Genomic DNA, 18764 nt, shown 5'->3' with positions numbered 1-18764 from the left:
TACCAAAGCCTCTTGTGCCATCAGCGCTTATAAACTATTCCCTGGCAGAAGTCATTTCACTTGCGGTGAGTCAGGCTGGGAAGCCGTTGCTGATTTTGCTCTGGACTGGGCTCAGTCGCCGGTATCAGGGTCCCTTAAATAAAAAGAGATAATAGCAGCTCAGGAATGGCATATTTTAAACAACGTGCCATTCAAATGGCACGTTGTTCCAGCCTAAAAGACATTACCGGGCAAAAAAATAGATCGTCAGCTAGCGAAAAACGGTAATCGCATCGACCAGTTGTGTTGCCTGATGATTCATCTTTGCCGTCGCATCGGCACTTTGCTGAACGAGCGTCGCGTTTTGATGTGTAATTTCATCAAGTTTTTCAACAGAATGAGAAACTTCACCTAACGCACCGGCCTGCTCTGCCGTCGCCTCACTAATCTGCGCAATCAACAGCGTCACATTTTTTACCCGCTCCACAATTTCCTGCATGGTTTTCCCGGAGTCATCCGCTAATTGTGTACCCAAATGGACATGCTGAACGCTTTCTTCAACGAGCTGTTTAATCTCCTTCGCGGCATTCGCGCTACGCTGAGCCAGATTGCGTACTTCTGCTGCGACCACGGCAAAGCCTTTCCCTTGTTCTCCGGCCCGGGCGGCTTCCACTGCGGCATTAAGCGCCAGAATATTGGTCTGGAATGCAATGCTGTCGATGATATTGGTAATCCGCGATATATGCAGTGAACTCTCTGTTATTGCAGACATCATGGATATCATGCTGCTCATTACATCGCTGCCTTTCTCAGCGGCATCCCGGGATTCCTGTGCCAGCGTTTTGACCTGGGAGGCGCTTTCGGTATTATTTTTTACCGTAGTCACCATTTGATGCATCGTGGCTGCGGTACGTTGCACATTCGATGCGGTCTGGTCGGTTCGCTGGCTGAGATCGTTATTTCCCGTGCTCAGCGCATCGGAGGCTTTGAGTACATTAATGGCCTGACCGCTCACGTCATCCACCAGCCATCGGAACATGAGCCCAAGCTGGCTAATCGAGCGCGAAATGATCCCTACTTCATCGACCCGGTCCAGGAGCGTGACTTTATACATCGCGCCGCTGGCGACCTCTTTAGCGTTTCGACATAATTGTTCAATCGGGCGGGATATTTGTGATTCAAGCCATGCGGTAACAAGCAGTAATAACATGGTCATCAGGGGGATAAAAATTACCAGTTTTTCAATATTAATGGAGGACAACCATGCAACCGGAATACTGAGCAGTAAGGTTACTAAAAGCGGAATACGTAATCGCCATTTCAGAGGAAGTGTTTTGAGTAGTGAACGCCATCGCATCCAGCCTGTACGAATAATCAACCCTTTGTGAAACTTATGTCCTTTTGCTGTACCTTCGCGAAAATTTCGATATATCTTCTCGGCATCCCGGGTTTCATCCTCTTCAGGCTGTGTCCTTACCGACATATAGCCTTTAATTTTACCTTCTCTTATTACCGGAATAGCATTCGCGCGAACCCAATAATGATCGCCATTTTTCCTGCGATTTTTTACCAGTGCTGACCAGGGCTCACCCTGACGAAGCGTTGACCACATATCTGCAAAAGCTTCTTTGGGCATATCGGGATGACGGACAAGGTTATGAGGTTGCCCCTTGATTTCATCGGCGGTAAAACCACTCACATTGATGAAAGCATCATTCGCATAAGTAATGTAACTGTTCTCATCGGTTGTCGACATCAGCGTCGCCTTGCTGTCGAAAACAAATTCTTTCTGTGTAACCGGTTGATTATCCCGCATAGTGATACATCCATATGAACACTGTTATCTGGTATCGCAATTATCGGCTCAAAAGCAAAACGTATGACAAATTGTTATCAATCTGATAACCAGATCACAACGACTGAAGATAGGTTAGCGAATAAAAACGACATGCTGACTTCTCCGTAAACCGGAGCGGGTACAGGGAGTCGGAGTATCGAATAAGCACCTTAAATCACGCTGAGGCGTATGTTAGACCTGGGGATGATTCAGTTTAAAGTCAAATATACTTTAAATTTAATTTAAATCATGGTCATTGTGTTTGCCTGCACGTCAGTGTTGTTTAAGGAATGTTTTTTAAAGGACAATTTCATTTATGGTAGCGTATTTTTGTATTTTTTTTGGAAATAACTTGCTGGATAACGAAATATGTTAAGATATAAAAAATCACTCTGTGCTTATGGATGAGCAAATGCTTTGGCGTTATCTGCTGGCTTCTCTTTTCATTTTCTATTCCTGTACTTCGTTAGCGACCCGGCTTAGCCCGGCTGACAGGGAAACCCTTCAGCAACAGCAGCAGGATATTTTGCAACAAAATCAGCAGCAACGCGAGGAACTGGAACGCCTGACGCCTGCTCCGGCATTACCTTCGCCCCCTGTAGAAAATAATGGCGGGCCCTGTTTTCTGATTAATCGCATTACTCTGAATAACGCCACGCTGATTAGCCAGAAACAACAACAGCAGCTAACCACGCCTTATTCCCACCGCTGTCTGAATCTGGCAAAAATAAGTGAACTGACGCACAACGTTTCCGACTGGTACATCAGCCGGGGCTATATTACCAGCAGGGCATTTTTGACCGAACAGGATTTATCCCACGGCGAATTAACACTGGAAATTCTGGAAGGCCGACTGGAGAAAATTGAACTCGATGGCCAGACACCGGCCATGTTGCGCACCGTATTTCCTGGTGCGGAAGGTCATATTCTTAATCTGCGTGATATCGAACAGGGAATGGAGCAGATTAACCGCCTGCGTAGCGTCCCGGTACAGATTGAAATTCTGCCCGGCACCACCCAGGGTTTATCGGTGGTCAGCCTGACTGCCACGCCGGAGTTTCCGCTCAACGCATCGCTGGGTTTTGATAACAGCGGGCAGAAGAGCACCGGCACTGGTCAGCTCACCGGATCGCTGACGGGTAATAATCTGCTTGGTCTGGCCGATAAATGGTCACTGAACGGCGGGCGCAGCAGTGATTTCACCACCGGCCATGACGCTCAGAGTTTTCAGGCAGGCCTGAGCCTGCCGTACGGCTACGCGCTGCTCGATTACAGCTATTCCTGGAACAACTACCTCAGCACAGTCAGTAGCCGGGGCTACGACTGGCACTCCAGAGGCGATACTCAGACCCATCGTCTGACGCTCACGGACGTGCTGTACCGCAACAGTGATATGAAAACGGCCCTCAGCCTCGGCATGGCGCGTCGTAACAGCCGCAACTGGCTAAATGACGCCCCGCTGAAAAGCAGCAGCCGGGTACTCTCAAATGTCATGGTGGGTATTAATCACAGCCAGAAAGTTGCCGGTGGATCTGCGACCTTCAACCCGGCGCTGACGAAAGGTGTTCCGTGGCTGGGTGCTGAAAATGATGAGGGCAAAGCACCAGACGCTCCCAAAGCGGAATTCACTAAAGGGTCGTTAACGGCCAGCTTCTACCGCCCCCTCACCCGGCGCGTCACATTTCTGACCAGCCTGTATGGACAGGCAACCGGCGACCGGCTGTACGGCAGCGAACGCCTGACAATCGGCGGTGAAAGCTCGGTTCGGGGGTTTAAAGAGCAGTATCTGGCCGGAGACAACGGTGGCTACTGGCGTAACGAACTGAATATTAGCCTCTTCAGCCTGCCGGGGATCGGGGAGATCAGCGCTGTCGCTGCCGTTGATGGCGGCTGGTTAAAGCATGACAACGACGACGCTAACGCCTCCGGTACGCTATGGGGAAGCGCTGTCGGGCTTGCCAGTACCGGACGCTTTCTCTCCAGTCAACTGACCCTTGGCCGGCCGATTGCCTGGCCTACAGAACTCACCCCAGACCGTTTTTGTGTTTATTACCGCCTTGGACTGGCACTCTGAATAAGGATATCTCTGCAATGGCTCAGCACCCTGAACACACGGTTCGTTTGTCCCAGCGACTGCTGAGTTATTGCCTGATCAGTTTCCTTATCCTCCAGCCGGTGGCCCCGGCGCTGGCGGCCGCCATTACGCCTGTCACACCGGGAACCCAGGTGGATCAGGCGGGTAATGGGGTACCGCTTATCAATATTGCCACGTCTAATGCGGCAGGCGTTTCACATAACCAGTATCAGGACTACAACGTCGGCAAAGAGGGGGTCATCCTCAATAACGCCACCGGGCAGTTAACGGCGACACAGCTAGGCGGGCTGGTTCAGAACAACCCCAACCTGAAGGCCGGGCAGGAAGCGAAAGCCATTATTAACGAAGTGACCGGCACCAGCCGTTCTCAGCTTCAGGGCTATACCGAAGTCGCCGGTAAAGCGGCCAGCGTGATGGTCGCCAACCCCTATGGGATAACCTGTAGCGGGTGTGGCTTTATTAATACCCCGGCGGTGACGCTGACGACCGGTAAACCGCAACTCGATGCGAACGGTAATTTGCAGTCGCTGAACGTGACGGGTGGCAGCATCACCATCGACGGTAACGGTCTGGATACCAGTAAGAGTGACAGCGTGTCGATTATCTCCCGTGCGGCAGAGATCAATGCGCAGCTGTATGCCAAAGACCTGAGTATCACCACCGGTGCTAACCGGGTGGACGCCAGTGGTCATGTCAGCGCCATCAGCGGGACTGGCCCGGTTCCGGTACTTGCTGTGGATACCGGTGCGCTCGGAGGGATGTATGCCGACCGTATACGGCTGGTTTCCGGTGAAAAAGGCGTTGGGGTTAACCTGGGTAACCTCAACGCCCGCCAGGGAGACATCCGGCTTGACGCCAATGGTAAACTGACACTCAACAACACCCTCGCCAGCGGCACGCTTACGGCTTCCGCTCCGGAGATAACGCTGACCGGAAGCCATCAGACCGGCCAGACGATGACCCTGACAAGTCAGGGTGACACGACACTCAATAACGCCACACTTGCCAGCGGTGGTGACCTGACGCTGAACAGCGCCGGTCAGCTCTCTGCCAGCCACAGTACGCTGGCGGCAGGGGTGAATGCTCAGGGGAAAGTCAGCACAAATGCGGGCCTGTCCGTAACGGCGGCCCGTCAACAATGGACTGACGCCGATCTCAGCGCACAAGACGTGCAGCTCACCGCTCAACAGAACCACACCCTTGATACCACCAGCCGGATCCGGGCAACACGCGATATCACGCTGAATGCAGGCAACCTGGCGCTGAACGGACAGCTCAATGCCGGGCGCGATACCACACTGACGGCCACGACGCTGAATGCCGGGAGCAGCAGCCGTATCGATGCACAGCATAATGTCGCGCTGACTCTCGCCGACAACAGCAACTGGCAGGGGCAACTGGTTGCAGGTCAGGATCTCACCCTTAAGACAAACAACTTCAGCAGCAGTGGGCTTCTGTTAGCCAACGGTAATCTGTCTGCCGATATCGGGCAGTGGACCAACAGCGCCACGCTGCAAAGCCTCGGATCGCAGTGGCTGAATATGGACAGCCTGAACAGCAGCGGACAGTTCCTCAGCGGTAATGATTTGACGCTGACGGGCCGCCAGGCCATCACGCTTGAAGGCCTGACAAGCGCGCGAAATAACCTCACCCTTACCACGCCTGGCGGGCTGAGTCTCGGGACGGGGGGGCAGTTACTGAGTGACGGTGGTCTATGGCTGAACGGTGGCAATGTGCTTCTGGACGGGCAGATCGCCGGTGGTAGCCAGGTGAATATTCACGGCACGGCACTGACCAGTGGCAACAGCAGTTCACTGAGCAGCAAAGGCAATCTGACACTGAGCAGCGGGGAGACGTCGCTTGGTGGGCAGCTCAGCGCACAGGGGGATGTCTCGCTGAACGCAGCCGGGCTGACCACGCGCGCAGGGTCGCAATTACAGGGCCATAACCTGACGCTGTCAATGCAGCAGGGTCAGCTTGCAGGCAACCAGGCCGCCAGCGGCGATCTGCAAGTGACTTCCGCGGGCAACCTGAGTCACAGCGGGACATTGAACGGTCAGACAGTCGGCGTAAGAGCGGATCAGCTGGACAACAGCGGCAGCTGGCAGACCGAACAGCTCATATTGCAACTTCGCGGTCTGACCCAACAGGGCAGTCTGCTGGCGCGTCAGGGAATGACGCTCAACGCCGATCGCCTGACTAACCGCGGCAGCATCGCTGCCACGGATCTGACGCTGATGCTGAACGGTGCCGCCGATAACCAAAACGGCGGGAAGATAGTTGCCCGGAACGGGCTGACCTTTAACAGCGCCAGCCTCAACAACAGCGGTACGCTGAGTAGCGACAACGTTAAACTCAACAGCACTGTGCTGGACAACAACGGTTTGATCCAGGGTCAGCAGGCTTTAGATGTGCGGACCACAGGGCTGAATAATACCGGTAACGGTCAGTTGCTAAGCGCCGGGACGATGACGCTCAGCGGCAAGCAGGCGACCAACGGCGGGCTCTGGCAGGCACAAACTCTGAACCTCACAGCAGACAGCCTCGATAACCGGGGCGAGCTGAATGCCGGAATGCAGTTACTGCATCTTGCCAGCGCGCTCAATAACCAGACCGGGGGTCGGATTGTCGCTCAGCAAGGGCTGACGATAAGCGCCCCGACGCTGACTAACGACGGTACGCTGAGCGCCCCTGCCGTGAACCTGACGGCCGATACGTTGACCAACCGGGGGCTCCTGCAAGGGGATAACACGCTGGCCCTGGCGCTGCGACAGGTGGCAAACCTGAGTGCCGGGAAAGTCCTGACTGGCGGCAGCCTTGCGCTGGCCGTCCCTGTGCTGAAGAACAACGGGTTACTGCAGGTGGGTGGCGACCTGACGTTAACCGGTGACAGTCTGGACAACAGCGGGGACATTTCTGCCCGTACCCTGACGCTGCACCACAGCGGCGCACAAACCCATAACGCAGGCGCGAAATTACAGGCTCAGCTGGAAGCGGTGCTTTCGGCGGCAACGCTGACCAACAACGGCAGCGTGCTGGCGGATCGGCTGAGCCTGACGTCTGACACCCTGGTCAACAGTGGTCAGCTACAGGGAACAAAACAGCTTGATATCACCGCCACCACTGCCGGCAACAGCGGAAAACTGCTGACGGACGGCGCGCTGACGGTAAAGGCCAGCAGTTTAAACAATGGCGGCACGTTACAGGGGGAGGCCATCAACCTCACCGGGGACAGTGCGGATAACAGCGGTTCACTGACGGCCACCACGTTACTGCTGCACCTGGCACAGCAGTTCAGCAACCAGCCTACGGGCAGCCTTATTGCCCACCAGGGACTGACTCTTTCGGCCCCGCAACTGCGCAACAGCGGCACACTCGCGGCGAAGGTGCTGAGCCTGACGGCCACCACGCTCGACAACAGTGGTCAACTGCAGGGCGACAATACGCTGTTGCTGGCTGCCACCTCACTGGCTAACCAGCGCGCCGGGCAGATTATCACCGACGGTAATCTGGCACTGGCCCTTCCCACGCTGACGAATGCCGGTCTGGTGGATGTCGCGGGGGATTTCACGCTCGACGGTGAACAACTGGATAACCAGGGGAACATTGCTGCCCGCAACCTGACGCTGCGCCACAGCGGCACGGTCAGCAACCAGGCGGAGGGCACGCTGCTGGCAGATCAGACGCTGACGCTGTCTGCCGGAACCCTGAACAATGAGGGCCGGGTGGTGGCAGAGCGGTTGAATGTGACGGCGGCGCAGCTCAGTAACAGCCGGTTGTTACAGGGTGCTCAGCAACTGGACATCACGGCGGCGAATGCCGCTAACCAGGGTCAGTGGCTGACGGCAGGAAACCTGAATGCCAGTATTCAGACGCTGAACAACAGCGGGCTGCTGCAGGGGCAAACGCTGATCCTGAAAGGTGACAGCGTCGATAACAGCGGGCAACTGCAGGCCACAACAGCCCTGTTCACGCTGGCAAAACAGTTTACCCTCCAGCGAACAGGGAAAATAACGGCGCAGCAGGGGTTAACGCTCAACACGCCATTGTTCACCAACCACGGGATCATGGCGGCATCCACGCTGACGTTGTCCGGCTCCCGCATTGACAACAGCGGTTTGTTGCAGGGCGACCACGGCCTGCAGCTTACTGCCACGCAGCTGGATAACCAGACGTCCGGAGAGATCCTCAGCGGAGACGGGTTAACCCTGACGGTGCCAACGCTGACCAACGCCGGGCTACTGAGTGCGGGGGGCGATTTGGCGCTCACGGGCCACCAGCTTGATAACAGCGGGGAAATCTCCGCACGTAACCTGATCGTGCAGACCGGGGATACCCTCACCAATCAGGAGGAAGGCGATCTGCTGGCAAAGCAGGCGCTGACGCTCACCAGCCATCAGATGGTCAACAACGGCAATATCCAGGCTTCCCGGCTGACCCTGAACACTTCAGGACTGAAAAATAAGGGGCTGTTGCAGGGGGCACAGCGGCTGGATATGACGGCGGATAACGCCAGTAACGAGGGACAGTGGCTGACGGCAGATACCCTGAATGCCAGCATTGCCGATCTGAACAACGGCGGTCTGGTGCAGGCGGGGCAGATAACCCTGAAGGGAAACCGTCTCGACAACAGCGGGCAACTGAAGGCCACCAACGCCCTGATCGTTATGGCGGAACGCGCGACCAACCAGCAGCAGGGTAAGGTGCTCGCGCAGCATGAGATGACGTTCAGCGCACCGCTGCTCAGTAATCGCGGGGTCCTTGCCGCCGACATGCTGAACCTGTCGGCAGGAACATCCCTTAACAACAGCGGACTCCTTCAGGGTGACAGCGGCCTCACGCTGACGACCGCGCTGCTGAACAACCTTACCGGGGGGCAAATTCTCACCACCGGCAACCTGCAGCTTGCACTGCCGACACTGGTTAACAGCGGGTTGTTGAGCACCAAAGGCGATCTCTCACTTAAGGGTAACCTACTGACCAACAGCGGGGAACTCTCCTCACGTAACCTGACGCTGGAACACGACGGCACCGTGACAAACCTGGCTGGCGGCGCATTGCTGGCGCAGCAGCAGCTAAACCTTGCAGCGGGCACGCTGACCAACAGCGGCAACGTGGCTGCCAGCCAGCTCAGCGTCACCGCCACCACGCTGAACAACAGCGGTCTGTTGCAGGGGGCGCAACAGCTGGATGTTGCGGCTGCCAGCGCCAGTAACCAGGGGCAGTGGCTGACGGCGGGAAATCTGAGCGCCACTGCCTCGACCCTTGCCAGCAGCGGCCTGTTGCAGGGTAAAACGGTGACACTCCGGGGGAACAGTTTTGATAACAGCGGCCAGTTGCTGAGCACCACTGCCCTGCTCTCCCTCGCTAAACAGTTTACTAACCGACAGAACGCGAAGATCCTGGCGCAACAGGGACTGACGCTCAGCGCGCCCTCAGTCGCTAACAGCGGTACGCTGGCGGCCACAGCATTGACGCTCTCCGGTACCGACATCGACAACAGTGGACTAATCCAGGGCGATAACGGTCTCACGCTGACCTCCGCGGGCACGCTGACCAACCAGGCATCCGGGATCCTGCTCAGCGACGGTACGATAACGCTCGATACGGCACAACTGACCAACGAGGGGCTGCAGCAGGCGAAGGTGCTGGGAGTGACTGCCGGGAAAGCGGACAATCACGGCAATCTTCTCGGGTCAGATGCTGTGACGCTGAAGGTTAACGATACCCTGACCAACAGTGGTCAGATGCTGAGCCAGCAGGCGCTGCAGCTCACGGCAAAAAATGTCACGAATGACGGGCTTCTGGCCGCCAGCCAGCTGCAGCTTGATACCGGCACAACCCTGAATCAGGGGACGCTGCAGGGTAATCAGACACTGCTGCACAACGGTAACCTCACGAACCAGAGCCACGGGCAACTGCTGAGCGGCGGTACCCTGACGCTGAATGGCGCGGCGATCGATAACGCGGGACGTTTGCAGGGGCAGCAAATCGCGCTGAGTGGTACCAGCCTGACAAACAGTGGCAATGCGACTGGCAGCAATGGCGTGACAGCCACCCTGACCGGCAATCTGAGCAATACCGGGTTACTGCTCAGCCAGCAGGCAATGGACGTGCGCGCACAGGGGGTGACCAGCAGCGGTACGCTGGCGGCTGACCGTCTGAGCCTGAATGTCGACAGCCTCACCAACAGTGGCCTGTTACAGGGCAACAGCTCTCTCACGTTGCTGGCCCGGACGCTCAACAACCAGACGGCCGGACAAATGCTGACCGGTGGCCCGCTGAGCCTGACGCTCAGTACCTTAATCAATGCCGGGCTGTTGCAGGTGAAACAGGGGTTCACCCTCAAAGCCGACAGCCTGACTCACCAGGGGACACTGAAAGCCCGGAGCGTTGACCTGACGCTTGGCGATCTGACCACGACCACCGACAGCCATCTGCTGGCAGAGCAAAACCTGACCCTGAACACCGCCACCCTGACTAACGGCGGGGTGCTGGCAGCAGACACAGTCAGCCTGAACGGTGGCGATGTTACTAACAGCGGCCTGCTGCAGGGCAATCAGTGGCTGACGCTCAACAGCGGGACACTGAGCAACCAGCAGACCGGGCAGCTGCTCAGCGGCGGCGGACTGACGCTCTCCCCTACCCGCTGGCTGGATAATGCCGGGTTATTACAGGGGCAGACGCTGACCGTCAACAGCGGGAGCTGGAACAACCGGGGCAGTGCGTTGGGTAGCAACGGTGTGACATCGACCCTGAGCGGCGCTTACAACGGCAGCGGTCAACTCCTGAGCCAGGGCTCGCTGGCGCTTAGCAGCCAGACGTTTACCAACAGCGGTCAGCTTGCCGCCGACCGCCTGCAGCTTACCGGGCGCGATGGACTGACTAACAGCGGCCTGTTACAGGGCAATAGCCATCTCACCCTCACAGGCGCAGGCCTGAATAATCAGGCCGGTGGTCAGGTGCTTAGCACCGGCAACCTGCGGCTGGATGCGGCAGCGCAGACCAATGCCGGATTACTGCTGGCGGGCCAGACGCTGGATCTTATCGCCACCACCCTCAGCAACAGCGGGACGTTGCAGGCGGGCACCCTGCAACTGGCAACCAGCCAGCAGCTCACCAACCTTGCCAGCGGCACGTTACTGGCGCAAAACGGCGCAACACTGAGCGGTGCATTGCTGGATAACCGGGGACAGCTGGCAGCGAATAACCTGACGGTCAACAACGCCACCGTTACCAACAGCGGCCTGTTACAGGGAGCCAGTGCGCTCACGCTGACCAACACCACGCTGACCAACCTGGCCACCGGGCGTCTGCTCAGCGGCGGAGCCTTATCACTCGTCAATACCGGGTTTACCAACGAGGGTACCGTTCAGGGGCAGACCCTGACGCTCAACGCCGCCACCGCGACTAACCGTGGCAGCCTGCTGGGAACCGATGCGCTGGCCGCCACCCTGACAGACGGCCTGCTGAACAGCGGTCAGTTACTCAGCCACGGAACTATGCGTTTTAACAGCGGCTGGCTGACCAACGACGGGGCGTTGCTTGGTGAAGGGGATGTCACCCTGACCGGCAACCAGCTGACCAACCGGGGTAATATTCAGGGTAATACCCTGCTGCTGGGCAATGGTCAGGTGGATAACAGCGGTACCGTTATCGGCCTGCATTCCCTGACGTTACAGGCAACGGCTCCGCTGACTGGCCGTCTGCTGCGGGCCATCGCTCCCCAGAAGCTCACCAACAATGGTGGCGGGAAACTGCTGAGCCAGGGAACGCTGTCGGCGACCGGAGGTAGCGTCATCAACAACGGTAGCTGGCAGGGGCAGCGCATCCTGTTGAATGCGCAGCAACTCCAGAACAGCGGCAGCCTCCAGAGTGCCGATGCGCTGACCCTCGCCGTGACTGGCTCCCTGGATACCGCAACAGGCAGCAAACTTATCGCCAGCGGGCTGGCAAGCCTGCAGGCGGCCACGTACAGCAACCAGGGACAATGGCTGGCGAAGAACCTGATTGTGCGCGGTGGTTCTCTGGACAACCGTGGTGATATCAGCGGCGTGGAAGGTCTGGATATCGCCCTGAGTGGCGGCATCACTGTGCAGCGCGGCACCACGCTGCTAACCGCAGGCAACCTTGCCCTGAGCGGTGCGTCAGTGACCAACCTTGGCCGGGTCCAGGGGGCGAACGTTACCCTGAACAGCGGCGCGCTGACCAACGACGGTACGATACAAGCCGATGGCGGCCTGGACGTGACGCTCAATGGCGACCTGTCGAACAGTGCCAGCGGCAACTTACTGAGCCAGAACACCCTTCGCATCAGCGGGAACAACCTCACCAGCCAGGGCGTGCTGCAAAGCGGTGGCGATATGTCGCTGACCGGCGCGCAATCCACCCGCAACGACGGGCAATTACTGAGCGGCGGTCTGCTAACGCTCATCACGCCGCAACTGACGAACAACAACTGGCTACAGGCCGGACGACTGACATTCGGCACCGGAACGCTCGGCAATAATGGCTCGTTGCTTATCAGCCAGCAGGGAATACTTGGCGGCAGCAGCCTGACCAACCAGGGCACGCTTCAGGGCGGCAACCTGACGCTGAATTATAACCGTCTTGATAACAACGGCACGTTGTACGGCGGGCAGTCACTGGCGGTGACCAGCACTCAGGTTAACAACGGAGCCGGGGCGAAACTGTACAGCGCCGGTGACCTGAGCCTGAACAGCAACGGCCTGAACTATCAGGGACAGATAGCCGCGCTGGGTAACCTGACGCTGTCGCTCGGCTCCGATTTTACGCTCAACAGCCAGCTTGCCGCCGGACAGATGCTGTCGGTCAGCACCGCCGGCAACCTGGTTAACAACGGGACAATGCAGGGCCAGGGTTTACGCCTGAGTGCAGATGGTGCGCTCACCAATAACAGTAAGTTGACTGCAGGTTATCTCACCAGCCAGCTCAGCGGCGGACGCATTGATATGAATGCCGCAGGCAGCCTGCAGGCGGGTGGCAATGTCACGTTGCTCAGCCGTAGCGACATCAATAACAACGGTTTTACCGGCACTGCCGGTGACCTGACGCTGAACGCGCCGGGAGCCATTAACAATAACAGCGCCCTTCTTTACGCCGGGAATAACCTGCAACTGCTGGCCAATCTGATTCATAACCAGCGTGGCGATATTCTCGCCGGTAACAGCCTGTGGATGCAGCGTGATGCGGCGGGCAATGCCAACAGCGAAGTGATCAACACTTCCGGGACTATTGAGACGCAGAATGGTGATATTACGATCAAGACGGCGTATCTGCGCAATGAAGCAGAGGGGCTGGTCGTTAATCAGCGTGAGCAGCAATACCCGGATGCCATTCCGAAGCAGTCACCTTATTTACATGGTTCATATTACGGTAAGAAGAAACCCGATATTGAAATCAGTCTGGAGGAGTGGAAGCACAACGGCACTAACGTGGTGTTTGATGAATATGAGAGGTGTCGGGGCGGTGCCAATGGCAGCGGACAGTGTTCACGTGAGATTGTATATCGTCTTCTCGGTGAAGATATCAGACAGTTTATCCTTAGCGAGTCAGTCGTAGAGTCTTCAGCTACAGGTGGCGCAGCTCGTATTGCAGCCGGACGTGATATCACTGTTAATGCCGGAACCCTGGATAACCGTGCGAGTAATATTCTGGCGGGGCGTAATATCTCCCTTTCTGGAGGGACATTAAACAATTTCTCGGCCGAAGCTGGTCGACGTATTACCTATGTGCAGGCAGAGTATCATTGCGAGTGGTTTTACTCAGATTGTGCCGACCCTAAATGGACGCCGTTGATGTCATACGGTGAGGGTAAATGGTCCTGGTGGGACGATGACCAGCGAAAATATCGTAGCTGGGTACCCTATAAACTTGGTGCACAAAAAACGGAATATACTGGTGACAGTAGCACTTACCGCGCCGTCATCCAGGCGGGTGGCACAGTTAACGCCAGTTTCAGCGGTGATATCAGTAATACCTCAACCACTGCCCATGTTGCAGGCTACAGCCGTACGCTGGCTACACCAGGCCTGAATACCCTCAGCACCTCGCCAGGTACAGTCAACGCAGTACAGACCCGTGGCCTTATCAACAGCAATAAAGTCGCCATCGGCTCGCCACAGTGGCAGAACCAGATCCTCGATGCCCTGCTACAGGTTAACGGCGGTACCGCGCTGGATAATACCCATGCGGCCAGCGGCAGTATGATCGCCCTCAACGGCAAACAGACTGGATTAAACAACTATTCCGCAGGTGGTGGACTGGCAAATGTCAGCGGACAGATGGTGGCGCTCAACGGGTATGGTACCTCAGGGAGCAGTAAGACCAGTCTCAACGGGCAGTCGGTGGAACTGGGTGGTTACACCGCCAGCACGGGGAACAAAACCAGCCTCAATGGGCCGGAGGTAGCACTTAACGGTGCTACGGCGCATGGGGGGCTGGCAAATGTCACATCCCAGACGGTGGCCCTCAACAATGCCAGCGTCAGCGGCGGTAATAAAACCAGCCTCAATGGGCAGACTGTGGCTCTCAGCAGTGCTGCCGCACCGGGCAGCATGACGCCGACAACCGTCCGTCCGGTAAGTCTCAGCTATTATCCACTCCCGACCAGTGATAACGGTTATTTTGTGGCAGACCCGGACCCAAAAAGTCCGTACCTCATCACCACTAACCCGAAACTGAACAACCTCGGTCAGCTCGACAACAGCCTGCTCAGCGATCTGGTGGCGATGGCTGGCAAACAACCTGCCCCGATGCCACAGGAAACGCGGGCACAGTATACCGTTGAAAAACAGTATCTGGGCTCCTCATACTTCCTGGATCGCCTGAACCTGCATCCGGATTACGACTACCGCTTCCTGGGCGATGCCGCCTTTGATACCCGTTATGTCAGCAATGCCCTGCTCAATGAGACCGGTAACCGCTATCTGAATGGCTTCGGTTCCGACCTCAAACAGATGCAGTACCTGATGGATCATGCGGCGCAGGCGCAACAGGCATTAGGGTTGCAGTTCGGCGTCTCCCTGACGGCGGAACAGATAGCGGGGCTGAACAGCAGTATTCTGTGGTGGGAAGCGACCACCATCAACGGCCAGACGGTGATGGTACCGAAGCTGTATCTGTCACCGAATGACGTGACGGTGAATAACGGCAGTGTGATTGCCGGTAATCAGGTGAATATTCGTGGCGGTAATGTCGCCAACAACGGCAGCACGCTGATGGCGAAAAACGGTCTTTCCGTTACCAGTGAAGGGGAAATCAGCAACCTCAACGGCGGGCTTATCAGCGCCGGTAGTGCGATGCAGCTCAGTGCGTTGGGCGACATTAACAACATCGGTTCGACCATCAGCGGTAAGCAGGTGGCGCTGGAGAGCATCAACGGCAGTATCAACAACATTACGCTGGTCAATGACTGGAAGCTTCCTGCACTCAATGGCAGAAGCCGTGAGCCGTTCAGCATGACCACCGCCACAGTCGGCCCGATGGCCTCGATTACCGCGCTGGACGCGCTGAGCCTGACGGCGGGTCAGAATATCAATGTGACCGGGGCAAACCTCAGCGCTGGCGGTGACCTGTTGATGAAGGCCTGGGGGGACATTGCCGTTAGCGCGAACCAACTGACCAATGGTGAGCAGCGTAACGGTACGCACTGGCAGGACATCAGCTGGCAAGGCAGTGCCATCAGCAACGGCGGCAACCTTGTGGCGCAGGCGGGTCATGACCTGACCCTGAGCGCCAGCCAGATGATGTCCGAAGGCAGCGCCCTGCTCCGGGCGGGTAACGACCTCAGCCTGAACAGCGCTGAAACCCGTAAAGAGAGCGGGAAAAAACGCAGTGAGAGCTTCACTACCGGGCTGGCACGCAGCGACATCACCAGCGGTGGCGGTCTGACGCTGCTTGCCGGGCGCGATATCACCAGCCAGGCGGCAGAGCTGGCGGCGAAGGAGGATGTTGGTATACAGGCGGGGCGTGACGTGAACCTCGCCGCAGAAGCCACCACGCAGGGCGACAGCTATAAATCTGGCCGTAAGAAAGTGATTAACGAGTCTGTGCGTCAGCAGGGAACCGACATCACTGCGGGGCGTAATGCAACGATTGTAGCCGGGCGGGATGTGACGGCACAGGCAGCGGATGTGTATGCCGCAGGTGATACAGCCGTGGCCGCCGGGCGCGATATTAACCTCTCGACTGCCACCGAAAGTGACTATGCATACCGGGAGAAGAAAGAGACTTCCGGTGGATTCCTCAGTAAGAAAACGACTCACACCATCCACGAAGAAACGCACACACGAGAGAAAGGAACGCAGCTTTCCGGTGACAATGTTGCTCTCAGCGCAGGTAATAACCTGACAGTACAAGGGTCGTCGGTTGCCGCTGAACGCGATGTAGCACTGAAGGCCGGAAATAATGTGACCGTGGAGGCTGCCACCAACACCGACACGTTCTACGACATGAAGAAAACGAAGAAATCCGGCATTTTCTCCAGCGGGTCGGGTTTTGGTATCACCATGGGGTCACAGTCTTCAAAAACCACCCGACAGGGGGCAAACACGACCCAGAGCGATGCCCGCAGCACGGTGGGCACCACTGGCGGTAATGTCATCATCAGCGCCGGAAATAACGTCCAGTTGAGTGCAGCGGATGTGGTTGCCGGAAAGGCGAAGGAAGATCCTTCCCGGAAAACCGGACATATCGATATCACTGGCGACAGCATCGCTGTGATTCCTGGCCGGGATACGACCACTGAGTCCATGAAGCAGGAGACCAGGTCTTCTGGTGTAACGATTACTGTGAAAGCGCCATTTGAAGACACAGTACGTAACGTGCGCGATATCGTTCGCGGTAAGGGCAGCAGTGGCAACAGCACCGTCGATAAAGTGAAGGGGCTGGGAGCTGAAGGCGCTGCACTTGCGCTTGACGGCGCTGGGCAGATGATGTCCGTTGCGGCAGGCAACAGTCATTCCTCCTCTGAATCACACTATCAGGGTGAGTTTAACAGCGGCAGTCATCTTACCGCCGCAGGCAATATCCAGATGACTGCCACCGGTAAACAGGGTGGCAGCAACAGCGGCAATATCCTGATTGCCGGAAGCCAGGCTAAGGCCGGTGACGCGGTAATACTGGATGCGAAACGAGACGTAAATATCACCACGTCCACGGACAGTGAGAAATACAGTAACAACACTAAAAATAGCGGCTGGAATCTTTCGAGCGCCCTGAGCGCAGGAAGTGCTGTTCGAGCCATTGCGGGTGGTGGTTCCCACGGCAATCAGCTCCTGCCGGGGGGGATAGGCAAGGCAGAGAGCAGCAACAGCGGTACCCGGACCACACAAAATGCGTCGGTCATTCAGGGTTCAGATATTTATGTCAACAGCCATGACGGCAGCGTGAACCTCAGCGGTAGCCGGATGACCGCCACGGATGATCTGCTGCTGTCAGCCACAAAAGGGAATATCTCCGTTTCTGCCGGACGTGACACATCACACAATGAGAGCAGCGGCAGCAGCAAAACGTTGGGAACGCTGGGAGGAGATGGTTACAGCGCCACGGCAGGCTACCGTCATGAAAAAAACAACAGTCGGGAAGATAACAGCCTCGAAAACGGATTGCGCAGCCAGCTAAGCAGCAAAAACGGTAGTCTTATTGCACTGGCCGGTAACGATCTTTCCCTGTCAGGTACGGACATCCGTGCCGGTAAATCGGTCTCACTCAGTGGTGAAAACGTACTCATGGATGTGAGCCGGGATACCCGTGATGGTGAAACCCACAGCAGCAGTTCCCAGTATGGTGTGACTGCATCTGCAGGCGGTTGGGCTGTTGATGCGGCAAAAGCCGTTGAGACGGCAGCCCGCAGTGCAGAAAACGGCGATGACCCACGACTGACCGCCATCAGAACAGGCCAGTCGGCAGCAACCGCGGCACAGGGTGCCCTGTCGGACTCGTCTCTCATTAAGGCTAAAGTAGCGTTAACCATGGGAGCATCGTCTCAGGACAGCCGGTACCACAGTACGGACACGCAGGGCACCACCATTAATGCCGGAGAGAATGTTTCCATCCGCGCCGGGAATGACATTGCCGGCCAGGGTGTGCAGATTGCGGGTAAACACGTGGTGCTGGATGCAGGCCGGGATATCCAGCTGGCTGCCTCTCAGGACACAAACAACTATGAGAGCAAAAACAGCGGCAACCAGTTCAGCGTCGGCGTCGGTGTGAGCCTGATTGGTGCACAGAACGGTATCTCACTGGAGCTGGGAGCGTCGCAGCAGAAGGGTAAGGAAAACAGCCAGTCACAGCGCAACACAAACAGTGTTGTTCATGCTGATGAACAACTCACGGTGAACAGCGGACGCGACACCACCGTGAAAGGTGCAAAACTGGAAGGCAACCGGGTGGTGGTGAATACCGGACGTGACCTGCTCCTCAGTAGTGTGCAGGATACCGCCAGCTATGACAGTAAGCAGTCTTCGTCCGGCGTGTCCCTCAGTCTGTGCATACCGCCATTGTGTTATGGTGCCTCTTCCGGTAGCGTCAGTGCGTCGGGTGAGAATATCACTCATGATGGCAAGAGCGTTGCTGACCAGAGCGGGATATTCGCAGGCAGAGGTGGCTTTGCTGTCACCACGGGAAATCACACGCAGCTTGACGGTGCGGTTATCGCCTCTACCGCCACACCGGACAAAAACAGCCTCGATACCGGGACGCTGGGCTTCAGCAATATCCACAACGAGAGCCAGACCAGCGGCAACAGCTACACGGTGGCGCTTTCAGGCAGTGCGGGTGGCAGCGGAAAAGGTGAAAACCGTAACCTGACGCCTGCCATCGGTATCGGCC

3 protein-coding genes are annotated in these 18764 nt (G+C 56.9%); 2 read left to right on the top strand and 1 reads right to left on the bottom strand.

The window, feature by feature from the left end:
- Window positions 1-250: 250 nt before the first annotated feature.
- A complete protein-coding gene (locus ACJ9N4_RS11705) occupies window positions 251-1795 on the bottom strand; it encodes a PAS domain-containing methyl-accepting chemotaxis protein (protein WP_182919460.1) in 1545 nt (514 codons plus the stop codon).
- Window positions 1796-2216: 421 nt separating this feature from the next.
- On the opposite strand from ACJ9N4_RS11705, the gene ACJ9N4_RS11700 reads away from it, so the two are divergent.
- Together ACJ9N4_RS11700 and ACJ9N4_RS11695 are read left to right on the top strand one after the other, a co-directional pair.
- On the top strand, window positions 2217-3890 hold the full coding sequence (locus tag ACJ9N4_RS11700) for a ShlB/FhaC/HecB family hemolysin secretion/activation protein (protein WP_411500513.1): 1674 nt from the start codon (window positions 2217-2219) through the stop codon (window positions 3888-3890).
- A gap of 17 nt (window positions 3891-3907) precedes the next feature.
- On the top strand, window positions 3908-18764 hold a 14857-nt coding region (locus ACJ9N4_RS11695), incomplete at its 3' end, for a hemagglutinin repeat-containing protein (RefSeq protein ID WP_411500512.1).

Origin of the sequence: Enterobacter sp. LM3, from assembly GCF_046622475.1 — a bacterium.
In the GTDB taxonomy this organism is placed as follows: Bacteria; Pseudomonadota; Gammaproteobacteria; order Enterobacterales; family Enterobacteriaceae; genus Enterobacter; species Enterobacter cloacae_P.
This window is presented reverse-complemented; position numbering and strand designations above follow the sequence as displayed.